16 protein-coding genes are annotated in these 25,432 nt (G+C 43.0%); 4 read left to right on the top strand and 12 right to left on the bottom strand.

Annotation, left to right across the window (positions count from 1 at the left end):
• The first annotated feature begins 23 nt into the window (after positions 1–23).
• The gene (gene rpiA, locus ACHEVO_RS00800; protein ID WP_057760400.1) at positions 24–683 is read left to right on the top strand and encodes a ribose-5-phosphate isomerase RpiA; all 660 of its coding nucleotides are present in this window, start codon (positions 24–26) and stop codon (positions 681–683) included.
• Positions 684–819: 136 nt separating this feature from the next.
• On the opposite strand, the gene argF is transcribed toward rpiA, so the two are convergent.
• The 3 genes from argF to dnaB form a co-directional block, all read right to left on the bottom strand.
• Positions 820–1,743 (bottom strand): ornithine carbamoyltransferase, encoded by a 924-nt coding sequence (gene argF / locus ACHEVO_RS00795; RefSeq protein WP_057760398.1) that lies wholly within the window; start codon positions 1,741–1,743, stop codon positions 820–822.
• Between the two features lie 217 nt (positions 1,744–1,960).
• Entirely contained in the window at positions 1,961–3,067 is a 1,107-nt protein-coding gene (gene alr, locus ACHEVO_RS00790; protein ID WP_394123540.1) for an alanine racemase, read from the bottom strand.
• 178 nt (positions 3,068–3,245) lie between these two features.
• On the bottom strand, positions 3,246–4,649 hold the full coding sequence (gene dnaB, locus ACHEVO_RS00785) for a replicative DNA helicase (protein ID WP_057760393.1): 1,404 nt from the start codon (positions 4,647–4,649) through the stop codon (positions 3,246–3,248).
• Positions 4,650–4,947: 298 nt separating this feature from the next.
• Here dnaB and pdxA point away from each other — a divergent pair, with 298 nt between their 5' ends.
• Positions 4,948–6,048 carry a 4-hydroxythreonine-4-phosphate dehydrogenase PdxA gene (pdxA, locus tag ACHEVO_RS00780; RefSeq protein WP_394123539.1) on the top strand — a complete coding sequence of 367 codons (1,101 nt, stop codon included), beginning with the start codon at positions 4,948–4,950 and terminating at the stop codon, positions 6,046–6,048.
• Between the two features lie 161 nt (positions 6,049–6,209).
• Here pdxA and ACHEVO_RS00775 read toward each other — a convergent pair whose 3' ends face one another.
• Positions 6,210–6,989, bottom strand: a complete 780-nt coding sequence (locus ACHEVO_RS00775; RefSeq protein WP_394123538.1) for a transglutaminase-like domain-containing protein — start codon at positions 6,987–6,989, stop codon at positions 6,210–6,212.
• A gap of 515 nt (positions 6,990–7,504) precedes the next feature.
• Here ACHEVO_RS00775 and rsmA point away from each other — a divergent pair.
• Entirely contained in the window at positions 7,505–8,368 is an 864-nt protein-coding gene (gene rsmA / locus ACHEVO_RS00770) for a 16S rRNA (adenine(1518)-N(6)/adenine(1519)-N(6))-dimethyltransferase RsmA (protein ID WP_394123537.1), read from the top strand.
• A 141-nt stretch (positions 8,369–8,509) separates the two neighbouring features.
• The gene (locus ACHEVO_RS00765) at positions 8,510–9,346 is read left to right on the top strand and encodes a symmetrical bis(5'-nucleosyl)-tetraphosphatase (protein WP_394123536.1); all 837 of its coding nucleotides are present in this window, start codon (positions 8,510–8,512) and stop codon (positions 9,344–9,346) included.
• A gap of 874 nt (positions 9,347–10,220) precedes the next feature.
• Here the strand turns inward: ACHEVO_RS00765 and ACHEVO_RS00760 are convergent.
• The 8 genes from ACHEVO_RS00760 to ACHEVO_RS00725 all read right to left on the bottom strand — a co-directional run bounded on the left by ACHEVO_RS00760 (position 10,221) and on the right by ACHEVO_RS00725 (position 25,070).
• Positions 10,221–12,665, bottom strand: a complete 2,445-nt coding sequence (locus ACHEVO_RS00760; protein WP_394123535.1) for a site-specific recombinase — start codon at positions 12,663–12,665, stop codon at positions 10,221–10,223.
• Between the two features lie 237 nt (positions 12,666–12,902).
• Positions 12,903–14,687, bottom strand: coding sequence for an acyl-CoA dehydrogenase C-terminal domain-containing protein (locus tag ACHEVO_RS00755; protein WP_101204979.1), 1,785 nt, complete (start codon positions 14,685–14,687; stop codon positions 12,903–12,905).
• 347 nt (positions 14,688–15,034) lie between these two features.
• On the bottom strand, positions 15,035–16,828 hold the full coding sequence (locus tag ACHEVO_RS00750) for an acyl-CoA dehydrogenase C-terminal domain-containing protein (RefSeq protein ID WP_341609244.1): 1,794 nt from the start codon (positions 16,826–16,828) through the stop codon (positions 15,035–15,037).
• 583 nt (positions 16,829–17,411) lie between these two features.
• On the bottom strand, positions 17,412–19,124 hold the full coding sequence (locus tag ACHEVO_RS00745) for a putative bifunctional diguanylate cyclase/phosphodiesterase (RefSeq protein ID WP_394123534.1): 1,713 nt from the start codon (positions 19,122–19,124) through the stop codon (positions 17,412–17,414).
• Positions 19,125–19,297: 173 nt separating this feature from the next.
• On the bottom strand, positions 19,298–20,194 hold the full coding sequence (locus ACHEVO_RS00740) for a 16S rRNA (uracil(1498)-N(3))-methyltransferase (protein ID WP_394123533.1): 897 nt from the start codon (positions 20,192–20,194) through the stop codon (positions 19,298–19,300).
• A gap of 300 nt (positions 20,195–20,494) precedes the next feature.
• A complete protein-coding gene (metF, locus tag ACHEVO_RS00735; protein WP_394123532.1) occupies positions 20,495–21,343 on the bottom strand; it encodes a methylenetetrahydrofolate reductase [NAD(P)H] in 849 nt (282 codons plus the stop codon).
• 13 nt (positions 21,344–21,356) lie between these two features.
• On the bottom strand, positions 21,357–22,781 hold the full coding sequence (gene ahcY, locus ACHEVO_RS00730; RefSeq protein WP_191113667.1) for an adenosylhomocysteinase: 1,425 nt from the start codon (positions 22,779–22,781) through the stop codon (positions 21,357–21,359).
• Between the two features lie 351 nt (positions 22,782–23,132).
• The gene (locus ACHEVO_RS00725) at positions 23,133–25,070 is read right to left on the bottom strand and encodes a TonB-dependent receptor plug domain-containing protein (protein WP_394123531.1); all 1,938 of its coding nucleotides are present in this window, start codon (positions 25,068–25,070) and stop codon (positions 23,133–23,135) included.
• Between the last annotated feature and the right edge of the window lie 362 nt (positions 25,071–25,432).

The following is a 25,432-nucleotide window of genomic DNA, read 5'->3' as shown; positions in this document are numbered from 1 at the left end:
CGTTTATTTTCCAAGGATTTATGATGAGTGATCAGCAAGCACAAAAGCAAGCCGCGGCCAAAGCTGCTCTAAGCTATATCGAAGACGATATGATACTTGGGGTAGGGACAGGTAGTACGGTCAACTGTTTGATTGAGTTGTTGCCACAATTGAAGCTTGCTGGCGCTGTCGCTAGCTCACAGGTGACAGAAGACAAACTTCGTGCGCTTGGTATCGAAATAGTCGATTTAAACTTTGCTGGTACATTGGATGTTTATATCGATGGTGCTGATGAAGTTAACGAGCACTTGCAACTTATCAAAGGCGGCGGCGGTGCATTGACTCGCGAAAAGATTGTGGCCGCAGCTTCAAATAAGTTCGTCTGTATGGTCGATGATAGCAAAAGCGTTGATATCTTAGGTCGCGCGTTTCCAGTACCGATTGAAGTATTACCACAAGCACGCTCGTATGTGGCTCGCCAATTGGCCAAATTAGGCGGTGAACCAGTATATCGTGAAGACTTTGTCACTGATTATGGTAATGTCATTCTAGATACTTATGATTTGGATGTGAGTAATCCAATCGCGCTTGAAAAAGAGCTAAATAATATCGTAGGTGTGGTCTGTAATGGTATCTTTGCGGCAAACCAAGCAGACGTTCTGCTAAAAGCAGGTGCTAATGGCGTGACAACGCTCACGCGTTAAACTATCTCTAAATCATTTGTATAAACAAAAAAGCCGTCCAGATCTGGACGGCTTTTTTATATAGGAACTTATTTAGGAGTGTACTAGCAAGTTATCTTACTATTGATCTCACTGTCTTTTGATAGAATAGCCTAAGTTATGCAGGCAACTTGATTTTGTCTTTGAGTAAAAACTCCATCAATGCTTTTTGGGCATGTAAGCGGTTTTCAGCTTCATCCCAAACGACAGAGCGTGGGTCATTAAGCATATCATGAGAGATTTCTTCGCCACGATGGGCTGGCAAGCAATGCATAAACACCACCTCAGGATCGGCTTTGTCTAATAGAGACGGCGTCACTTGATAAGGGGCAAAACGACGTGCGCGCGTATTTTGCTCGGATTCTTGACCCATACTTGCCCACACATCGGTGACAATTAAGTTAGAATCTTTTGCCGCGTCTTGTACGTTTTCTACCAAACTGACGCAATGTGAAAAGCGCTCCATAAGTTTCGGATCAGGCTCAAACCCATAAGGCGCTGCGACACGTAATTCAAAACCAAACTGATTGGCAGCTTGCATAAATGATGAACACATATTGTTGCCATCACCAACCCACGTGACGATCTTGTTTTCGATACTACCGCGATGCTCGTAATAGGTTTGCATATCAGCAAGCAACTGGCAAGGATGATAGTCATCGGTCAATGCATTGATAATAGGCACACTTGAGTATTCAGCAAAGGTTTCAACTTTTTCATGCCCGAAGGTACGAATCATGATGATATCAACCATGCTAGAAATCACGCGTGCTGAGTCTTCTAGTGGCTCGCCGCGACCGAGCTGCGTATCGTTTGGTGATAAAAATATGGCATTACCACCAAATTGACCCATACCCGTCTCAAATGAGATACGGGTACGCGTTGAAGATTTTTCAAATATCATGCCAAGCGTACGACCAACAAAAGGCTGGTATATCTCGCCTGCGTGTTGCATCTTACGCAATTCGCTTGCGCGTTTGATTAAGTTTTCTAGTTCTTGTTTGGTTAAATCAGATAAGGTTAAAAAATGGCGCAAACTCATAGTAATCCTAGCAGTCGATCGCAGTCAGTGAAACGTCATCAGTCTTCAATAGCATCGCGTCAGTGCGTATACTGGGTTGACAACAAACTTTTAGTATAGCGTATTTACTTTCAATGTAAACGTTCATTTTTATCAAGATCAAATGGCTTGCCAAATAGACCGAAATCACATTAGCAAGCCGCAATACCTTATATGCTAATGACTGTGCCGTTAATGATTATGCCTGTGTACGGTTTGGACGTATGCTTAGGCGACATAATAGCTCATAGCTAATCGTCCCAGCATGACCTGCTACTTCGTCGACACGCGGCGCATCGCCCCAGAGCATGACCTTGCTATCTATAGCAAGACTCTCAGGTGCGCTACTGATATCAATGACAATCATATCCATAGCCACACGCCCAATTACTGGGCAGCGGTAGCTTTGATTGTCGTTAGCATCCATGACAGTGACATACGCATCGTCAGTGACCACACGTGGGTAGCCATCGCCATATCCAACACTGACCAATGCCGTTCTGGTGTCTTGCTGCGCACGCCAACGGCTACCATAGCCGATCGCATCATTCGCGCTAACGGTTTGTAGAGCAATGATTTGAGCACTAAATTCCATCGCGGGCTGCAAGTCTAGTTCTTGTGCGCTCTTATCAACGACAGGAGAGCTACCGTATAAGATAATGCCTGGACGTACCCAATCATAATGATGTTCTGGGAAGTTGACGATACCAGCAGAGTTGCATAATGAGCCTTGGATATCTGGGCTAATGGTATCTTTCAAAGTCGCTAGTACGCTTGAGAAGCGCTCAATCTGCATCGCATTTAATGGGTGGTCGTGGTCATCAGCATTGGCAAAATGCGTGGCTAGAATCAGCTGATAACCCGCTTCATGTAGGCGTTTTGCTGCTGATAGCACACCTTCAGCATTGAAGCCCAAACGGTTCATACCTGTATTGTATTTGAGCCAAGCCACTCTGGTTGCACTGCCAGCTGGCGGGACATTTTGCAGGGCCCATTCTAGCTGTGGTCCGTGGTGAATCACGCAGCTAATCTCATGATCAATCGCTTGCTGCCACTCATCAGCGCTAAATGCACCTTCTACTAGACCGATGGTTTTCTCCCAACCTAACTCTCTAGCTTCTAGCGCTTCAGTCAACGTAGCGACACCGATACCATCTGCTTGCTGCAGGGCTGGCAAGACTGCCGCCACGCCATGCCCGTAAGCATTGGATTTGACCATAGCCAACACTTTAGACTGAGGTGCTCGTTGTTTGACTTGATTTAGGTTATGGCTAAGAGCTTTTGGTTTTATAGTAATTGTGCGCATAATCGCCTTCTATATGAGTAGAATTATGAAGTTATAAAGCCAGTACTGCATCGATTGGGTTGATGCGGTACTGGCTATTGTATTAAAACTGGTTATGTAAAATTATTCATTAACCTATAATTGAAACTGAGTCTATATAAGGCTTAGTACGGATCAGGGTTAAATTTTATAAGGTTAGTTACTCATCATTCTCAAAACTCACGCCTTGATAGTACTCTGGCGTTAGATTGATAAAGCGGGTAAATTGACCTTCAAAGCCTAGACGAATAGTACCGATAGGACCGTTACGCTGTTTACCAATAATGATTTCCGCCACGCCTTTATGGTCCGAGTTTTCATTATAAACCTCATCACGATAGATGAACATAATCAAATCGGCATCCTGCTCAATCGCACCAGACTCACGTAGATCCGACATAATAGGGCGTTTATTCGGACGGTTTTCTAGACTACGGTTAAGCTGTGACAATGCAATCACGGGACATTCAAGCTCACGTGCTAGTGCTTTTAGACTACGAGAAATCTCGGAAATCTCGCCAACGCGGTTACCATCTAGACTTGGCACTTTCATAAGCTGGAGATAATCGACTACGATTGCACCCAAGCGACCGTCATGGTTTTTGGCGATACGTCGGCAGCGAGAACGCATCTCAGACGGCGGTAGGGCAGTACTGTCATCAATATATAGATGCTTTGATTGCAAGTGTTGAATGGCGTTCATCATCTTTGCCCATTCATCTTCATTCATTTGCCCAGAACGTAGGTGCGTCTGATTAATCGCACCCCATGAGGATAGCAGACGCATGACGATAGATTCCGCAGGCATCTCCATCGAAAACACCACGACGGGCAAATCTTCATTAAACAAAATCCCTTCTGCCAAGTTCATCGCAAAAGTGGTTTTACCCATCGAAGGACGCGCAGCAACGATAATTAAATCACCGGCTTGTAGGCCTTGGGTTTTGTTATTCAGCTCGGCAAATGGTGTCTGCAAACCAATCATGCCATCGGGATTAGATTTTAGTTCTTGAATCTTATCGATAACATTTGTCAAGACAGAAGTAATACCAACAGGTCCGCGCTGTTCCGCACGTTTGTTATGCTGCTCATTGATACTAAATATCTTACCCTCGACATTGTCGAGAATGTCACTAACGCTTTGGTCTTTTGGATTATAGGCAAGCGTCAGCATATCATTACCAGTGGTAATCAGCTGGCGTAGGGTTGATAGTTCACGCACACGCTGGGCGTAGGCAGTCAGGTTAAACAAAGTCGCAGGACTTTGGCTCAAAATATCGGCCAAATAACTGTCACCACCTGCACCTTTGAGTAATTTCTGTGCTTCTAACCAGTCGTGTACCATGACCGTATCATAAGGCTCATTCACTGCCGCCAAATGGGCAATGGCATCAAAAATATATTGATGTCGCCCAGCATAAAAGTCATCTTTGGTGACAATATCGGCAATCTTGTCGTACGCCTCTTCGATACTCATCAAAGACGCGAGCAATGCCTTTTCAATATCAATATTGTGCGGCGGTGTCTGATTGAGTAAGTCGTCGGTTTTGTCGTTTTCTGCCATGAGTGCCTAATGAGTTAAAATGGGTATGAAAAAGGATGTCGATGATAGAGCAATACAAACGTAGCGCGCCTCTACGATAGAAGTACCAAAACGCGGTCTCAGGTTTGTCTGTAAATGCTACAATCAGATGCGAAAGTTTAACACATAATGTGGTTTTTTAGACTCGATAAAGAACTAAATCTGAAGTGATTGTTTTTCATGAACTAAGAAATACCATACAATATCTAAGTATAAAAACTTAGAATAATAATTATAAGTATAATAAAATCAATAATTTGAATGATATAAGGCTATTGTTATGACAGAAGAAAAGCGCCCGCTATTAATCACTACAGGTGAGCCTGCAGGTATTGGCATGGACGTCGTACTAGGACTAGCAGCAGAGGGTAAGTTGCAAGACTTTGCTCGACCAATTTGGGTGACTGCTGATGCTAAAGCCATGCAAACTCGCGCGGAGGAATTGATTGCAGCTGGCGTGCTCAAAAGCACACCTAGCTGGCATACTATCAATACAGATATAAATGCCGATAACTTCGATGTTAACTTGGTAGAGCAGATATCGCAGCAAGATATAGACGCTGATAGTGCTTTCATCCTACTGGATATTCCTTGTGCGGCACCAGTTGTCTGCGGGCAAATCAATATCGCTAACTCAGTGATGGTGGCTCAGCAGTTAGATATTGCTCATAAACTGGCAATAAATAATACAGTCGCTGCCATCGTCACTGGGCCATTGCAAAAATCAGCGTTGATAGATGCTGGTATCAAGCTGTTAGATTGCACTATGTTTAGTGGTCATACTGAATTTTTTATGCAGCAAAGTGGTTGTGAGAAGGTCGTCATGATGCTTGCCAATCAAGCGATGAAAGTGGCGCTTGTCACTACGCATTTACCATTAAAGGACATCCCTGCTGCGATTACTGCCGACAATGTACGCCAAACTGTACAAATTGTCATCGATGACATGAGAGAAAAGTTTGGTCTCACGCAGCCTCGTATTTTAGTTTGCGGCCTCAATCCACATGCAGGCGAGGGCGGGCACTTGGGAAGTGAGGAGATTGAAATTATCAATCCCGTGTTGCAAGAATTCATCGATGCAGGTGTCAATATATCAGAGGCAATGCCAGCGGATACGTTATTTACCACCAGACATTTAGCAAACTGTGATGCGGTCATTGCCATGTATCACGACCAAGGATTGCCAGTGTTAAAATCACACGGTTTTGGCGATACGGTCAATCTAACCTTGGGCTTGCCTTATATTCGTACTTCTGTCGATCATGGTACGGCGCTAGACTTGGCAGGAAACGGCGGTGCGAGTGCGACTAGCTTATATCAAGCACTAAGTATGGCTAATGAGATGGCTGATAAATCACTTATCGATGTACCTGCTGTATAAGTCAGTGCTTATAGATATTTTTCACATAGTACTTAATAATTTCATTATCAGTAATGCCTATCTAAAAAGGCAGCCGCCTAAGACGTTTTAGTAAAATTTTTATCGTGCATGAGGAACAGCATCTGTCTTAAACACAGCCTCGAAAGCCTAGGATCAGGACCCTAAGCTTGTCTGGTTACGGATACCGATTGGTTGATCAGCTCCATGGATCCGAACGAGGTTAGGAACGCGACGCTGGACGCATCGGACCCAACACCGATGCGGGCCATTGTGTCGGCACCTGCCATGCCAGTCGGATCAATGAGGTGCCAGCTCCCTTCGAGATAGACCTCGGCCACGGCATGAAAGTCTTGTGGTGTCACATCGGGCGCATAAACGCTCACAAACCTAGCTGGTATCGACGACGCGCGCGCTAGTGTTACGAGAACATGCGCAAAGTCGCGGCATACGCCCTGACGTTGAGCAAAGCTGTCGAGCGCGGTGGTTTGTGCATGGCTCGATCCGGGTACATAGCTAAATGCCGACTCGATCCAGTCGCGCATCGCGGCAATCCGTGCGCCGCCAGTGAGATCGCCAAACTCGGCGTCCACGAAGGCATGGAACTGTTCTGACGGGCAATAGTGAGACGGCATTAAATGCCTGATCGTCTCTCCGGGCAAAAGATGCAGGGGCGTTTGGGACAATGCTGATATGTCTAAGGCAGGACGGTCAACGGCGATTTCTGCAAGGTAAGTGCAGCTAAAATCTCCTTCAGCGTGAATCCAAATCCGCTCTCCTATACCGTCATCGGCGGCGACCCGTGAAAAATGCGCAACGTCTGATGTCCAAATCTCGGTCGAACGCACCTGCTGATCCACAAGATCGGCGGCTTCGATCTGAAGCAAAAGATCCATTGGCTCTGAGAGTCGATAATGGAGTGTGACGTTAAGTTTCAGGATCATAATTGAACTCCCTAAGGGTGTTTATTTAGTGAGCTGGCGATCGCGTAGGGCTGAAAAGCCCCGACTATATCAAAGACTGGTTTACTGGAGTCAGACAGCAATACCTGACAGGATTAAATTATCATAATACCGCTTTTCAGAATCAAAAGGTGAAACATAACCAATTGCGTTATGCAGTCAGGCTTTATTAAACCTAAGAAGCGTTAAAAATCGATTAATTATCGATTTGGTTTTACACCGCAATCGTTATGATGACTTTATCTTTGGACTTGTTTCTGTCTGCTAGCACTTTATTTAACGCTGCCATTTAGCATGATCAGAGTTTATATTAAATGGATTTATAGGTAAAAAATCACTGGGTCGGTTACTCGAAATCATGGCTCGTCTATCGATAATAATTATTCAAAAACACAGCCTAATTATGAGCTGTGGTATAATTTGTCATTATAAAGTCAGCGTATCGCTGCCATTACATTATTATCGCCCATTTATCTTTTATACATTAAGACTCTTTTATGTCCAAAACTTCATTTGATGCTCAAACTATTTCTAACAGCTTACGTGCTGCCAAACATCAGCCGCGTAAGCGCTTTGGCCAAAATTTCTTGCATGATACTAGCGTCATTCGCGAAATCGTCGAAAGTATTCGTCTAGAGCGCGATGACAATTTGATCGAGATTGGGCCTGGTATGGGCGCATTGACCGAGCCGTTATTGGCAGAAGTGGATGCGATGACAGTGGTGGAGCTGGATCGTGATTTGGCAGATAGCTTGCGTATTCGTATCGGTGCCAATAGCCATCCAAACTTTGAGATTATTAAAGACAACGCGATGCATGTGGACTACCGTGAGCTGTATAGTGAAGAGCGCGGTAAGTTGAGGGTGGTAGGTAACCTACCGTATAACATATCAACGCCTATCTTATTTCATCTGCTTAGCTATGCCGATGTGATTCAAGACATGCATTTTATGTTACAAAAAGAAGTGGTCGAGCGTATCACAGCCGACGTGGGTAGCAAGACCTATGGCCGCTTATCGGTCATCATGCAATACCACTGTGATACAGATTATTTGCTGACCGTTCCTCGCGGTGCGTTTAATCCACCACCAAAGGTGACCAGTGCTGTCTTCCGCTTGACGCCGCATATCAACAAACCAGTAGTAGCGAACGATGAAGAGCACTTTGCTATTGTCGTACGTGAGACTTTTAACCATCGTCGCAAGACGCTACGTGCTATCTTCAAAAAATCAACGTTGCTGCCGACATTGAGCGAAGACGATTTTGCGGCTTGTGGTATCGATTCGCAGGCACGACCTGAGACATTGAGCGTCACAGATTTTGTGAACCTAAGCAATCGTTCACAACAGCTAGACGTATAATGTATTTTTGATACATAAAAGCATGCTACTAACCGTCAATTATAATGGCGGTTTTTTATGCTTTATTTTTATGACTAGTACTTAAGTATTTATTTCTTATCGATCTGTCTTTAACTATCGTATTTAAATCGTTGAGGTATTATGTGTTTTCGCCATCAGTATGTTATCGGTGACTTGCAAGGTTGCTATGCTGCGTATCTACAATTGCTAAAAACACTGGATTTTGATCCTAAACAAGACAAATTGTGGTTTGCTGGTGATCTGGTAGCACGCGGCGAGGACTCATTGAATACGCTGCGCCATGTCAAAGCGTTGTGTGAGCAGGGCGCTGCGGCAACGGTATTGGGCAATCATGATCTTAATTTGATAGCAGTTTGGCGCGGGGCAGCCAAGCTTAAAAATAAAGACAAAACGGCACCTATCTTTGCTGCGGATGACTGTGATGAGTTGCTCGAATGGTTACGTAGGCAGCCGATATTAGCCTATCCTGATGAGCATACGGTGCTGGTACATGCGGGTATTCCACCGCATTGGAGTATGGAGGCCGCCGCAGGATATGCGCAGCAACTAGAAGCTCAGCTGCAAAGTAATTTGAATCAGCTCGATCAATTGCTGCCGAATCTATATAGCAAAGAAGCGGATGAATGGCATGCAGGTATTGAAGGATTTACCAAGATGCGTGCAATTGCTAATTACTTTACGCGTATGCGCTTGTGTAAGCAGGATGGGTCGCTTGAGTTTATCTTTTCAGCAGGCTTAGATGAGGCTATGCCAACCGATTTTTTGCCTTGGTTCGAGTGGCAAGTACCGCGCACTCGTAAGATACTATTTGGACATTGGGCTGCGCTAAAAGGCGAGATTGATTTGCCACATGCACGCGCACTCGACGGTGGCTGCGTGTGGGGTAATTATCTATTGGCTTATAGATTGGGTGACGGCAAGGTAATAACCTCAAGCGCACAGTGCCCGAGTCCATAAAGAGGGTTATAAGCGTCTTAATATACAAGGCTAAATAAATAGTCTGTTATAAGTAGTTCCATTATACCAGTCTGTTTTAAGTAGTCTGTTAATAGACTTAAAGGGTGAAATAGCTAGTTCCGTTGGGGTATGCCTATGGCAAACCAATCAAAGGAAAATAACTCGACAGTTTGCCTAGCTTTAATAAGCTTTGGCTAAATATTCAAAGCAAAACTCAATAACACGCGTTTACCAGACTGAATTCGTGAAACACTGTGCTCATATTTATCGGGACGAAATAAATAAACTCTGTCGAACAGGTTTATAATGCAGTTTGAACACTCGAACATACCACCAACTTTAGGCTGAATTAAAACAAAATTTAATTTGTAATAACGGCCTTTTTGCACGGGGTCACAGTGCTTCATAACGCTGTGGTTAGTAGGGTAGGTAACATAATTAATTGAAAAAATTCTACCACTGAAAATTGCTTTGTTGGTTACTCTTTCGGTCATATCCAATCCATTATTTTACATGTATTCAATGTAGCTTGAAGCATCTCAAGCTAACTGTATTGGTTGTAACTTAGTTAAATACTACCGTGAATCATGTAATGAAATGTTCTACTTAATTTATGGGGCGATTTGTTCGATGAAGACTATGTTGCTATAGATGGATTAACATATATTGAGAGAATAGATGAAGAGTTTGTAAATTTCCCTAATATGCCTGAGTTTTGAAAATCTCCTAGATAAAAAGGAAGTTGGAATAAAAGAATTTCCCAAAGCAGTTCGATTCCTGTATAGCGCACCGAACATACTCTCATAACAGGTCTTATAAAAAATTAATTTATTATCAACAGTCGATCGAGCATAAAGCCACCGCAACTACCTATTTAACTAGGCAGCTTTGGTGGTTTTTTAGGTTTTGGTAGAGGTGTTTTTGCGTCACCGGTCTGCTTATCATCAAAGTCAGTATGGTGTGGCTCATCACTAACGACATCGCTATCAATCGCACTTATCGTTTTAGTGGCCTTGTCGTATTGGATATCATCGGTATAAGGAACGCTGTTTAGTTCGTCATCGACTAAACCATCATCCAAATCCATTATCTTTTCAGGAGAGTTATACGGCTGCGTATGCTCATCTATTGGCTGTTTTTCATAGTTGATGTCTGTGTTGGTCTGGGAATGTTGAGCATCAGCATGTTTAGATTCAGGCAGTATCCTGACATCAGACAGACGCCTTACCACATAATTACTTGGTATAGATTTTCCATTTTTTTGTGCGGAAGTATCATCAAATATCATGTGACCCTGACTATCGATACGCGCATATTTCATTGGCTTATCACGTGGCCAGAAAAAGTCAGACGGATGGCTAATAATATGGCCAAACACCAGTTTTGTGAGGCGACTCCATTCAAAAAAGCGAACTTCTTTAGAACGTAAGGCGACAAACAGTGCCAGTGAAAAGCTAACAATTAAGTTGACCAGACCAATAAGTGCCACGCCAAGTATAGAAATTAGAATGAGACTCCAGCTGATGTCATCAGCAGATATATTGAATAGCCCGTGTGCCAAGTTTGCTGAAGCAAAGGCAATGTGACGAATATCAATTGGTAAGCCGAAGATATAGCCAATAGTCGCAGTACTACCTAAGAACACCCCGAATAAGAAGTTACCCATGATAGCGCCCAAGTTGGCCTCTATAAAACCGCCTAAACGCTGAAGCCATGAACTAGGTAGTATGTATTTTAATAATTTGTGACGTTGTATACGTGCGCCTACGTTGTTATAAACTGCCAAGTTGTCGTAATAACCGGCAATCAAACCAGATAAGAACAGGTAAACCCCAGCAATGGCAGCATGGGGCAGTGCTAATGAGTGGAACGGGTCGAGATCATGTAGCAAGTGTCCTGCTTTTTCGGTATCAATCATTGGCGCGCCAGTATATTGCAACCAAGCAAAAGAGATAATCAAAGCGACGGGTACGGCTAGCATGACGTTACCCATGATAGCGATAAACTGGGTACGCAAGATATCGACGACCAATTCTGATAGCTTAGTCAACTGATGTGATTTTTTACCAGAGCCTTCAGATATGGTAGAGGCGATTGCAGCCGCGGTCATGGCTGGCTGCTTAGTCGCGACTGTGCCGCGGATGACATGAATGAATACGAAACCCAACCCATAAATCATACTGTTGATGAACGCGCGACCCATGGGAGCGAGCGCTAAATGATACGCCAGTATTTTTATGGTTGCCATAAATGCAATGATAAAGCCACCAATAGAGGCTTTTTTGAGCATCTTTTGATAGCCAGCTTTATCGGTACTAATATAATGCTCACCGACGCGGCTGGCATTTTCTGTGACTTTTCGAGAGAGCAGTTTGGTATTGTTATCAATCAAATAACCAATACTATAGCGCTGATTGGCCGTAGTGATGAGCGCCTGTATCAGTTCGATAACAGCGCGATCGCGCTTTTGATTATCGTCTGTGACCAGCTCAGTCAAAATCCGCATACGCTGCAAGCTTTGATCCAAACGCAGCATCATATTAGTCAAACGAATAGAGATACCTGTCTTATAAATCCGCTTGCGTACGGTAGCGACGATATCTTCGCACTGTTCGAGCATAACCAATAGGGGTGCAGGATCGACTGCTTGCTCAGGCGTAATATCTGTCAAGGTATCAAGCTCATGTGCTTGACGATATTGATTGACGAAGAGTACGGCTTCTTGATTTTGTGCAACAAAAGACGCGGAGTAGTTCAGTATCTGCGGATACGACTCCATCAGATCAGGATGCAAGCCGATACCGCTGATGCGATAAGACAAAATGATAATAGCGTTTAAAATACTGTTTTTTGCGGTAGCGACTAGATTTAAATGTTTCTCTTCTACGCGAACCAGCTCAACCAGTTTGTCCCATTTTTCCTTTTCGATATTGGCCAGCCAACGTTCATCAGAGCGTTTATTAAATAAGTAGCCTACCAGTTCAACGACAGAGTCATCTTGTGGTAATAATGGTAAAAACCGATGGCCAATTAACCGGCGTAAACTGTTAAAGAACCCTTGGTCGGACATGATACCAGTATCGGTATACAGCGCAATTTGTCGATATTGGATAATCAGTTTTAGCACAAAACTAGACAGCCCATCTCCATATTCTGGATGCTGATGTATGATATCAATAAGGGATTGAATTTTTTCGTTGGCCAATGCAGGTTCTTTATCACTGACTCGTAGCTCATCAATCAAGCGTTTGAGTACCGCAGGATCTGGCACGTCGCTCAAGGCGGTAATCTGTTGTAAAATGCGTTTTAATTCTGACACGTCGCACCCTTTATCATGGTTGTCTTAATCGTTTTTATTATTTAAGTCGGTATAAGTGGTTGAGTAATGTTTGCCAATCGTTCAATTGTAGTCGAGCGACATCTTGTCTTGCGTTATTTTAATCGGAACTGCCAATTGATATTGAATTATTTTGTTAGCAGTTATTTTGACAAAAAAAAGGACAGTAACACGACTGTCCTTTTAATCAAGGTATTTTAAGTTAGTTCTAAAGCTAGCTTAGCTTGCAGGAACGTCGAAATAAGCAAGATCAAAGTTCATCATTGGGTCACTACCAGCTTTGACCATCTGTGCATGAGCATCGATACGCGGTAGGACACGACCGACGAAATAGTCAGCAAGCTTGGCTTTATTGGTATAAAACTCACCTTCTTTGCCATTAGCAGCTTCTACCATCAACGCAAACATGTATGAATAGGCAAGGTAGCCAAACGCATGCATGTAGTCAACAGCACAGCCATTGATTTCGTTTTTGCGTTCACCGATGTTATTAAGCACAGTGGTGGTTAGCTCTTCAATAGTATCCGCTGCATTCAATGTAGCTTGTTTGATAGCGTGGTCTGCTTGCATGTTGCTAACAAAGTCACGAATCTCACCCAAGAAGTGAGTGACGTACTTGCCGTTGTTACGAGCAACTTTACGACCTAGTAAATCAAGCGCTTGAATACCGTTGGTGCCTTCATAAATCTGCGCAATACGGGTATCACGAACGATCTGCTCCATACCCCATTCGCGGATATAGCCATGACCACCAAATACCTGCTGACAATCAACAGTGGCTTCTAGTGCTTTATCAGTCAGGAACGCTTTAGCAACTGGTGTTAATAGAGCAACACGAGCTGCAGCCGCTTTGGCTGACTCAGGGTCGGTACTAAACTTCTCTTCATCAAGGTTTTTGGCAACGTACATCGCAAAACAGCGAGACGCTTCAGTGTTTACTTTAGCGTTCAATAGCATACGACGGACATCAGCATGATGGATAATAGCATCAGCAGGTTTTTCTGGGCTTTGTAGCTGGGTATCGCTACGGCCTTGACCACGGTCATTGGCATATAACGCTGCATTTTGATAGGCAAGCTCAGAACCACCAAGGCCTTGCAAGCCCATAGTGACGCGCTCATAGTTCATCATGATAAACATAGATGATAGACCAGTGTTTTCCGCGCCAACCATCCAGCCTTTGGCATTATCAAAGTTCATGACACAAGTCGCAGAGGCTTTGATACCCATTTTGTGTTCGATAGAGCCTACTGCTAACGTATTGCGCTCGCCTAAGCTACCATCTGCATTGACCAAGAATTTTGGTACGACAAATAGTGAGATGCCTTTTGAGCCTTCTGGTGCATTTGGTGTTTTTGCCAATACCAAATGAATGATGTTGTCAGTAAGGTCATGCTCACCACCAGTGATAAAGATTTTGGTGCCAGAGATATCATAGCTACCATCATCATTAGGCACGGCTTTGGTTTTGATAATACCTAAATCAGTACCAGCATGCGGCTCTGTCAAGCACATGGTGCCCGCCCATTCGCCGTTGTACATTTTTTCTAGATAAGTTTGCTTTTGCTCTTCAGAGCCAGCTGCATTTAAACAAAGCGTCGCACCAACTGTTAGGTTTGGATACAGAGCAAATGATTGGTTGGCAGTGAAAACCATCTCTTCGGTGAGCATGGTAACCATTTTAGGGAAGCCCTGACCACCGTATTCAGCATTACCGCTTAAGCCAACCCAGCCTGATTCAGCGTATTGCTTATAGGCTTCTTTAAAGCCTGTCGGAGTCGTGACGACGCCATCACCTTCGAAAGTTGCGCCTTCTTCATCACCGCTACGGTTAATAGGTAGTAGAATGTTTTTTGACAGTTTTCCCATTTCTTCTAAAATCATATCGACAGTTTCCATGTCAACATGAGCCAAGTTTTCGTTGTTTTGCCAAAACTCTGGCGCCTTAAATACGTCATTTAAGATAAAGCGCATGTCATTAAGAGGGGCATTGTAAACAGCCATAAACATTCCTTTGGTTCAAATAATTAAAATTGAAGTTGTTAAGATTATCAACTGTTTTCTTGGTATAACCTTAGCGATTAATAATCAAAGTTTAACAAATAAGCTTGTGAGCAAGTGTATTTCTTCGTGAATTGTGCGTACACCAAAAGTTAGCAACGGCTATTGAAGTGCTTATAGATACCTTGCTGATAACTGAAATGTGAGAAGGTAGACGGGTCGGTGCTTATAGATAGTTGCTACTGTTAAAACTATGTTGATAGTTGTCATAAGCACGCGCAAAATAAAGCGGCAACATACCGAAGTATATTGCCGCTCAGATTATACGATTGCGAAATTTAGCGCTTTAATTAAAAGGCAAACTGATCAACGTCCATGCTCATGTATGGCTCTACACCAGTGCTGATACGCTGTACGTGCGTAGTAGTACGTGGCAATAGCTTAGCAAAGTAGAACTGAGCCGTTTTAACTTTAGCATCATAGAATGCTTTTTCGCCAGTACCGTTTGCGATAGCAGTTTGAGCAACCAGTGCCATGCGCGCCCATAAGTAAGCTAGGGTCACATAACCGCTGAAATACATATAGTCTACCGCAGCGCCGCCGACAGCATCTGGAGTTTCAGTTGCTTGCATACCGATGCGTGCAGTCAAATCGCCCCATTCTTTAAGATGCTTGGCAAGTGGGCGGATAAACTGACCCATCTCGTCATTTTCTTTGTTTTCTTCACAGAATTCTTGGATAACGTTTACAAAGTTCGCAAGTAGCTTACCTTGTGAACCTAGGACTTTACGACCTAATAAGTCAAGTGCTTGAATCTCTGTGGTACCTTCGTATAAGCAAGAAATGCGCGTATCACGTACGTTCTGCTCCATACCCCATTCGCTAACGAAACCATGACCACCATAAACCTGAATGCCATGGTTAGCAGCTTCTAGACCTGTTTCAGTCAAGAACGCTTTAGCAATTGGCGTCAGTAGTGACAACATTTGATCAGCAAACTTCAACGCTTCGCCTTCGCCTTTTGCAACGGTATCTGCAAAATGTGAGAGATAATACACTAGCGCACGACCACCTTCAGCAAAGGCTTTTTCAGTCAATAGCATGTTACGAACCGCTGGATGTACAATGATAGGATCAGCTGCTTTTTCTGGTGCTTTCGTACCTGATAACGAGCGCATCGCTAAGCGGTCTTTTGCATAAGTCAGTGAACCTTGGAACGCATACTCTGCTGCAGTCAAACCTTGCACAGCAGTACCGATACGTGCCACGTTCATGAAGGTGAACATGCACTGTAGGCCGCGGTTTTCAGGTCCAATCAAGTAACCCGTTGCACCATCGAAGTTCATGACACAAGTTGCAGAGGCTTTGATACCCATTTTGTGTTCGATAGAGCCACAAACGACATTGTTGCTTTCGCCAACGCTACCATCTGCGTTAACCGTCATTTTAGGAACGATAAATAGTGAGATACCTTTGGTACCAGCAGGCGCGCCTGGTAGACGAGCCAATACAATGTGGATGATGTTACCGGTTAGGTCATGCTCACCAGCAGAGATAAAAATCTTTTGCCCCGTGATGCTATAGCTACCATCTTCTTTAGGCTCAGCTTTGGTACGGATAATACCCAAGTCAGAACCCGCATGTGCTTCAGTAAGACACATGGTGCCTGACCATTCGCCAGTAACCATTTTTTCTAAATAGGTTTGCTTTTGCTCGTCAGTACCATGATGCTCGATGGTTTGAATAGCACCATGTGATAGGCCAGGGTACATAGAGAATGACCAGTTAGCCGTACCAACCATTTCATTGATGACAGTAGACAATGAGAACGGCATGTTTTGACCGCCAAAATCTTCTTCAGCTGATAAAGCAGGGAAGCCAAGCTCACAATACGCATCATAAGCTTCTTTGAAGCCTTTTGGCGTGGTGACCTTACCATTGTCAAACTTACAGCCTTCAGCATCACCGCTTTGGTTTAATGGTGACAGTTCGTTTTCAGCAAAGCTTGCAGCCATTTCAAACAGGCTGTCCATTAGCTCGCGGTCAGCTTCTTGGAACGCAGGCAAAGTTTTGTAGTGGCTTTCACTATCGAGTAGTTCATGCATAACGAATTGGATATCACGTAAGGGCGCTTTGTATTGCATAACTTCCTGTCCTTTTTGGAATGTAACCGATCATAGCCAATAATGAGCATATAGTCGCACTATCCTCTAGTGCGTTATTCTTACCTAGCCAATCTGAAAATCTAAATAAAGGATAAACAGTAAAGCAGGTCAACCATGCTATCGATTACATAAAATAGTGTTGAAAAGAGTGGTGATTGTCAGAGTCAATGAGAGATTAAATATGCTCTAACAAATTCACTATAAAAGATAGGCTTTCATAGGTGATTATACAAGTTTGGTGACAGGACTGATAAGTCATGAACCTATCTTGCATCGGTTATGCAATCGACGTTAGGCGCTCGGAAACAGCAGTATTAAGCATATGAAAACTCTAACGTTACTAAGTCAGATAGTCCTTTATACGACCAGTATTAACGTGAAAAAACGACAGCCAAAAAAATAGCGTTCGTCATAAAGACAAACGCATCGGTATAAATTACAACACTATTTGGTAGAATCGGGCATGTAAGTTATTTCACAGATATAAACGTGATAAACATTAAACATGCTCGTATGCTAGGAGTCTGAACATGGTAGTTTATGTTTGTTAGTAGCTTAGCGTTTACTCAGAAGTATTTTGTTTAATCAGCATCTCAGTGGCGACATCAGCAGCCACGGGTTTACTAAACCAATAGCCCTGACCAATTTTGCAACCCATATCTAACAACACATCACGCTGCTGCTCAGTTTCGATACCTTCAGCAACGACTTGCATGTCTAAAGCGACTGCTAAGTCTAAAATGGCTTTTACAATCGCGTGCTGGGTACGATCGGTTTCAATATTGGAGATAAAGCTCTTATCGATCTTGATAAAATCAAATGGGTATTCTTGTAAGTAGCTCAATGATGCATAACCAGTACCAAAATCATCGAGCGCTAGACGCACGCCAAGCTCTCTAAGCGAGTTAAGCTGTTTTTTTACATTATCATGACGCTGAATCAAAGACGACTCGGTCACTTCGATATGCAACTGATGGGCATCGACACCATTCTCTGTCAGTAGTGTGCTCACCATATCAAAGAAGTCAGGGTGGCTAAATTCCGCGGCATCAGCGTTGATACAGACGTGTTGATGAAACCCTTGCTGTTGCCAAACGGCTAGTTGTTTGACGATTTTAATAGCCAGTTGCGAAAATAAATCAAAGGAGAGCTTGTGCGCGATAATGGCATTGATAAAATGAACGGGCTTGAGTAATCCGCGAGTAGGGTGTTGCCAACGTACCAATGCTTCAAAACCTGTGATAGCCCCAGTCTCCAATGAGAACTTTGGCTGATAATAAGGAACGAATTGACCTTCAAGGGTAGCAGTCCTAAGCTCAGACTCTAGCTCTAAGCTACCAGCGGTGGCGCTTTCAATTGCCTCGTCGTACCAGCGAATATCATCGCCACCATGCTGCTTGACATAGTCCAATGCTTTTTCTGCTTTGATCAATAAACCCGTTACTTCGTTATCATCTTTTGGAAAACAGCTGACACCTACAGAAATATGGTAATAGATATTTGTATCTGTTGCATGGCTCTTATCAGTAGAGAAGGGGCGCTCACACATTTGCATAAGTGTGTCTAGTTGATGACGTACCATATTGGCATCTTTAACTTCAAACAATAGCGCAAAATCATCACCACCAAAGTGAGAAAAAGAGCGTAAATTATGCAGCTTGAGCTTTTCGACTCCTTCTACGAAGTTTTTTATTAAATCATTGGCGCCATCAGGCCCTAGTAGGCTGGCAAGATTGCGATAACGATCAATATTTAATCGTACAAGGACAACCTCTTGATAACTATCCAATAGCATGTCACTTGTCTGACTCAAAAATACCTTGCGATTAGGGAGACCTGTGAGCTGATCATAGTTGAGTAAATGCGCGACTTGTTTTTGGTCTTTGATAACGGATGACATGTCACGCAACATACCCACATGGTAAGCCGTCTGCTCAACATAAATCTTGCGATAAGTGACATGGCAATCAATAGGTTCGCCATAACGATTGATCATCGAAAAATCAAGTTCGTAAAATCCATGACTGTCTAGGTTTTTGCTGATATCTTTTAAGATCAGCTGCTCTGCTTCTGATAAAAACTTGGCAGCATAAATACCAAGTGGCCGACCAACCAAGAACTCTTCTTTGTAGCCAATCATAAGCTCATAACTAGCATTGACCGCTAAATAACGTAAATTATCATCTAATACAAATATGGCGTCTTCAAGCTGTTCACATAGCGTACTCATCAACTGCTGCTTGATTGATACTGGAATAGTGTCAAAATTGCTCATAATAGTGGCTCACAAAAGATAAGGGCTTATAAAAATAAGAACTGCATTATCAATTTATTAACATTGAGTTAGCATCGCGTTTTACTGTGTACGATACAGAATAGACGTTATTTTTGACTATAAGCATAAAAGATAAAAACTACGATAGTCATACTAATACTTATCAGTTTTTACTAGGTGCTTAAGGCATGTAAAGTAGCTAATGCTACTACTGGTGCAGTTTCGGTACGCAAGACTCTTGTACCGATTTGCCAAGGCTCAAATCCAACAATCTCCGCCTGCTGACATTCATCTTGACTCAGACCACCCTCAGGCCCGATCAACATTTTGATATAAGGGGTTTGTTGTTTGAGAATATCAGATAGAGCGTCAGGTATGGCAGGTTGTCCTGCTGCTGGTACACTCATTTGCATACATAGATCTGCAGCGTTTGCTAATACTTGATAGTAAGAATCATGACTAAGCACAGAAACGATAGAACTGACAGCCATTCGCGCCTTCGTAACGTCAGTAGCCATAGCCTCAGTAGTCTTAGCATCAGAATTGGTATTGCTTAGCCATTCATTGATAGATTGTGGCGCAAGAATAAGAGGTGGACGATTAAGACCACATTGTTCACAAGCGGCTATTGCTACTTGTTGCCAGTGTGCCAGTTTCTTTTCAACTTGAGCAGGTTTCAATGTGACTTCACCATGGTGGCTGCTGAGTAACTGAATAGCAGTTACCCCAAGCTCAGTTGCTTTTTGAATAGCATAATCCATACGCTCACCGCGGCTCATTACCAAACCAATCTGGGTGATAGTAGGTGGCGTACGATCGTCGTCTATATGAGCAAGCAAAGTAGCCGTGGCATTTTTTTTACTGATTGCCTGTAGCTCTACTGTATATTCGCCGCCAAATCCATCGAACAAAACTCCTTGATCACCAATATTGGCTCGTAGTACACGGCACCAGTGATGGACAACGCTATCTGGTAATTCGACATTGCTACCTAGCGGTAATTCACCCAATTTAGGTAGTGGTGAGGCATCAGCGTTGTCGTTGTTAATGGCATAAAAAAAACGTCGCACGTGGTCTTATTCCTATTATTTGATTGAGTATAGTTATTATTAGATCTATAGAATATCACTTGAGACAATTAATGACATTTGTTTTATGAGAATTTTTCTTAATAAAGAAAATTATTTTTAGAGCAGCATTATTACACAGTGAAGAAATTTTTAAAAATCAAATAAGATAAAGTGTATGAATAAAACGGTTAAGGGTTATTAGTCAGAATTTTGACAATAAAAAACTGGCGCTCCTAGAAGCGCCAGTCATTAATAATATATTCAGGAATGATTAAGGGATATTCTAGAATGCTTACAAATTTAAGCAGTCAATCCCAATGCTTCTACCAAGCGTTTGTTTGGCTCAATTTTGTTCATGCTATAAAAATGCATGGCAGGTACGCCCTCGGCAATCAAGCGTTCACACAAGCGATAAACCACATCAAAGCCAAACTCACGAATAGCCTTACGATCATCACCAAAATCCGTCAGCTGTTTACGTACATAGCGCGGAATATCAGCGCCACAGCTATCAGCAAAACGCAAGAGATTGCTTGAATTGGTAATTGGCATGATACCAGCGACTAAAGGCTGAGCTACCGTATCAATACCGCGTTTCTCTAACTTATCACGCAAGTACAAATAGCTGTCAGCGTTGTAGAAAAACTGAGTAATCGACGCATTGGCACCAGCTTGGTATTTATTTACCAGATTATCGATATCAAACTCAAAGCTACGCGCTTGTGGATGCATTTCAGGGTAGGATGCCACTTCGATATGGAAGTGATCACCTGAATGCTCACGAATGTACTTTACCAAATCTACCGCAAATGGTAGTTCACCCATGCCCACCTGACCTGATGGCAAGTCGCCGCGTAGCGCTACTAAGCGTCTAATACCTAAAGTCTTATAATACTCGAGCAGTTCAGCGATTTCAGCTTTGTCATCACCAATACAAGACATATGCGGCGCGATTTCAGTGGTACCACGCGTACTTAGTGCCTGTACGATATCTAAGGTACGGCTACGGGTTGAACCGCCCGCACCATAAGTTACCGAAAAATAAGCTGGTGACAACTTATTAAGCTCATCGTAAGTGCTGAGAAGCTTTTCGTGACCTTGCTCGGTCTTTGCAGGAAAGAACTCAAAGGAGAAAGCAGGCTTACTCACAGTCAGGCTCCTTTTAGTATTTATAAGCGTCAGGCTTGAATGGACCTTCAACTGGCACACCCAGATACTCAGCTTGCTTTTGAGTCAGCTTAGTTAGCGTACCGTTAAAGCCTGCAACCATCGCAGCGGCCACTTCTTCGTCTAATTTCTTAGGTAATACTTTTACGTATAGGTTGTCAGTACGTTGGTCAGCTGGCAAGTCAGCGAATTTTTCTTCAAACAGATACATTTGAGCCAATACTTGGTTGGCAAATGAGCCGTCCATTACGCGTGATGGGTGACCAGTTGCGTTACCGAGGTTAACTAGGCGACCTTCAGCAAGCAAGATTAGATAATCGTTCTCATCGTCTGAGCGGAAGATTTGATGAACTTGTGGCTTGATCTCAACCCAGCGCCAGTTATCACGCATAAATTGTGTGTCGATTTCGGTATCGAAGTGACCGATGTTACATACCACAGCTCCAGGCTTAAGGGCTGCTAGCATATGTCTATCACAAACATGGTAGTTACCAGTAGTCGTGACGATCATGTCAGTGTCTTCAAGCAAGCGCTTGTTGATGCTGGCTGCGCCGCCAGTATTGTCACCGTCGATGTATGGTGATAAGACTTCAAAACCGTCCATACATGCCTGCATAGCACAGATAGGGTCAACTTCTGAAACACGTACGATCATGCCTTCTTGACGTAAGCTTTGCGTAGAACCTTTACCTACATCGCCGTAACCGATAACCAAAGCGCGGCGACCAGCAAGGAACATATCGGTAGCGCGTTTGATAGCATCGTTTAAGCTATGACGGCAGCCGTATTTGTTATCATTTTTAGACTTGGTAACCGCATCGTTGACGTTGATGGCTGGTACTTTAAGCGTACCTTTACCAAGCATCTCAACCAAGCGATGAACACCAGTAGTGGTCTCTTCTGAGATACCATGGATATTATCAAGAAGCTCTGCATAATCGCTGTGAATCAAAGCAGTCAAATCACCGCCATCATCCAAGATCAAGTTAGCATCCCAAAGTTGGCCTGATGCTTCGCCGCCAACATGGACTTGCTGACGTAGGCACCATTCATACTCTTCTTCTGTTTCGCCTTTCCAAGCATAAACAGAGATACCAGCAGCAGCAATTGCAGCAGCAGCATGGTCTTGAGTTGAGAAGATGTTACATGATGTCCAGCGTACTTCAGCACCTAGCGCGACTAGTGTCTCGATAAGTACGGCAGTCTGAATAGTCATGTGGATACAGCCAGCGATTTTCGCGCCTTTAAGCGGCTGGTCTGCTTCGTAGCGACGACGCAAGCCCATTAGGGCAGGCATTTCGGCTTCAGCAAGGGTAATCTCACGGCGGCCGTAATCAGCAAGGCTGATGTCAGCGACTTTGTAGTCAGTGAAAGAGGGATCGATCGTATGGGCAGATGGTGTAGTAGACACTGCGTCCATAATATGCTCCTATCAGTGGTTAACGAATGATAAAAAGAATAAAAACGCAGGTGCCGTTGTTTGCGCTGTGAGCGACCAAAAATATGGTCTTTCGACAGTTAACCGAGCCTAACATAACCTGTGATTGCATAACTATAGAATGTTAATGCAGTAAATCACTGTTATGGCGCAACACCTCTCGGAGGTCGTTATTGTAATAGATGAGTGGTTAATTGTCACCTATTGACTGAGATAAATGATAGGCAGTCATGGCATAAGTACCTGTATATTTTTCATAGGTATAAAAAAAGGCCACCTGTAGATGACCTTTTATATTGTTTGCAATAGATACTATATTAATTTATGACTGGTTTAGTACCAATCATAGGTTAAAGAGCCAAAATAGCTAGTGCCTTCGGTAGCGTACTCATTACCGAATTGGCTGGCAAGGGTATAATCTTCATCAGTAATATTATCAACGCGTAAGTTAGCGCGCAGATTGGATGTGATATAGGTGCTTCCACTTAAGCTAAGCAGCGTATAGCTATCAAGTTCATTATTTTCGGTTGTAAGTCTATCATCACTATATTTTGCCTCGAGACGCATATCGAACGTAGGCTGCTGATATCCGATATAAACTAAACCACTATTTTTAGGACGGTAGGGCAGTTGTTGATCAAAGTTGACATCATTTTTGGTTTTGTTCTTCGCGTCTAAATAGTCATATCCTAAGCCAAATACAAACGAGCTAACGCGCCAGTCTGAAGTCAAACTTAATCCTTTGATTTGTGCCTTACTCGTATTAGTGGCATTGCTAATGAAATCATCAACGTCAGTATGATAGCCAGTTAGACGGGAGATTTGATTGCCTTTATTGTACTCTACAAACACTTCCGTATTTTTACTAGTCTCAGGCTTTAAGTCAGGGTCGCTGTAACCAGGGTAGTATAAATCGTTGAAGGTTGGCGCGCGAAACCCCGTCGCATAGCTTGCACCGATACGCAAGCCATCTAATGGACGTATAGCGGCACCTATGTTGTATGTGTCCTCATTGCCATATTGTGAATTGTCATCGACGCGATAATTGGCTTGTAGGTCATAACTATCTTCTGATAATTGATAGCCTACAAAACCACTTTTGACAGTTCTATCTTCAGGATCGTAAGCAGTTTGAGCGGCAGGGGCAGGATAACCTGAAAAATCCAAAACATCAGATGCTTCTAATTTCTGTGATAACCATTCTGCGCCAATAATCACGGTACCAGGTTGGGCATTAATACTTGTTTCTGAACGTGCCTGCTGTTGAATAGTATCAAATTGACTGCCATCTTGATAATCAATAGAGTTAGCATCATGAGTAGTGGATTTATCGATGCTTTGGCCATAGCTAAATTTAGTGACAGCTAATGGTGTTTGATGCTGAATAAAAACATTGGCGCTACCATTTTTTTGATCTGAATAAGCATTTGGGAAAGCGTTACCTGCAGAGTCAATATCCGTCGTAGAGTCAGAATATAATGCACTGAGTCCAGCACTTACAGAGTCTGAAATCTTATGTTGTAATGCCAGACTGGCATTGGTAGATTTAAAGCCATCATCATCAGCATTGTAATCATAAGAACTAGGGTTAGCAAGCGCGTTAAAACCGTCTGTTTCGTTGCGGCTGACACCCAAACTCAATGAAGAAGTCTCATTTTTAAGCTGACCTGTTAAGCCTACTTGGTAATGGTTATTGCTACCATAACCAACGGTCGTTGAAACGTTAGATTGTTCTACGTTATTGCCTTTAGTAAATATTTGAATGACACCGCCCATTGCATCAGAACCATAGATACTAGAACCTGATGCGCCATATAGAATTTCTATACGGTCGATTTGATCGGCAGATAGTAGATTTAGCGCAGGCGCGCCTGTAGAAATAGAGCTGTAGCGGATACCATCAATGATTACAAGAACTTGTTTGCTGTCGTAACCACGCATATAAAAGTTACTAACACTTCCCATGCCACCACTTTGAGTAATGTTGATGCCTGGTTGATTCTTTAATACATCTGTTACGGTTTGACCTTGATAACGTTGCAATTCTTCTTTATCGATTACCCGTGTCTGAGCGATAATATTACTGGTCTTAGTCGGCGTACGGGTTGCTGTTACGACAATTTTATCAAGCTCAACTTGTGGTAAGTTACTATCGTTGATGGAAGTGTTTTCAGAAGTGGCTGCCATTGCGGTATTTACTGCAAGTAAGCCAAGCGCGCTCAAAATACTTAAACGAAGATAGGTACGTGAAGATGCACGTGATACAGACATAGTCGATTCCAAAGTAATCAAGTTAAAAATGCAGAAATGAGAGGTAACTATTATGACGTAAAAGGGGCCAAAAGTTACAAAAAAACAGTATATAAGCAAAACTGCACTCATTATCTACAAATTATTCTGCTTTATAAACTACTTTAACCTAATTTTTATTCAGGATAGGCTGAATGGTATTCATGTTAGTTTGCTAAATAATTTATTAAAAATTAATTTACCTAAACATTCTATGAGCAGCTTTTTAGTTTTATAAGAGAAAGCTGTCTTAATAAATACTTATTATTAGAAATGCACATAGAGTAAGAAACCAAATACCAATACAGTTAGCTACAAAATTGCGTAATCAAAAGCACTGCTGT

This window comes from Psychrobacter nivimaris, from assembly GCF_043419765.1.
Classification (GTDB): domain Bacteria; phylum Pseudomonadota; class Gammaproteobacteria; order Pseudomonadales; family Moraxellaceae; genus Psychrobacter.
Note: the sequence above shows the minus strand (reverse complement) of the source record. Positions and strands in the feature narration are given on the sequence as shown.

Coding starts and splice junctions, on each gene's coding strand:
- rpiA (WP_057760400.1), top strand. CDS start 24: ATGAGTGATCAGCAAGCACAAAAGCAAGCCGCGGCCAAAGCTGCTCTA.
- argF (WP_057760398.1), bottom strand. CDS start 1,743: ATGAGTTTGCGCCATTTTTTAACCTTATCTGATTTAACCAAACAAGAA.
- alr (WP_394123540.1), bottom strand. CDS start 3,067: ATGCGCACAATTACTATAAAACCAAAAGCTCTTAGCCATAACCTAAAT.
- dnaB (WP_057760393.1), bottom strand. CDS start 4,649: ATGGCAGAAAACGACAAAACCGACGACTTACTCAATCAGACACCGCCG.
- pdxA (WP_394123539.1), top strand. CDS start 4,948: ATGACAGAAGAAAAGCGCCCGCTATTAATCACTACAGGTGAGCCTGCA.
- ACHEVO_RS00775 (WP_394123538.1), bottom strand. CDS start 6,989: ATGATCCTGAAACTTAACGTCACACTCCATTATCGACTCTCAGAGCCA.
- rsmA (WP_394123537.1), top strand. CDS start 7,505: ATGTCCAAAACTTCATTTGATGCTCAAACTATTTCTAACAGCTTACGT.
- ACHEVO_RS00765 (WP_394123536.1), top strand. CDS start 8,510: ATGTGTTTTCGCCATCAGTATGTTATCGGTGACTTGCAAGGTTGCTAT.
- ACHEVO_RS00755 (WP_101204979.1), bottom strand. CDS start 14,687: ATGGCTGTTTACAATGCCCCTCTTAATGACATGCGCTTTATCTTAAAT.
- ACHEVO_RS00750 (WP_341609244.1), bottom strand. CDS start 16,828: ATGCAATACAAAGCGCCCTTACGTGATATCCAATTCGTTATGCATGAA.
- ACHEVO_RS00745 (WP_394123534.1), bottom strand. CDS start 19,124: ATGAGCAATTTTGACACTATTCCAGTATCAATCAAGCAGCAGTTGATG.
- ahcY (WP_191113667.1), bottom strand. CDS start 22,781: ATGGACGCAGTGTCTACTACACCATCTGCCCATACGATCGATCCCTCT.
- ACHEVO_RS00725 (WP_394123531.1), bottom strand. CDS start 25,070: ATGTCTGTATCACGTGCATCTTCACGTACCTATCTTCGTTTAAGTATT.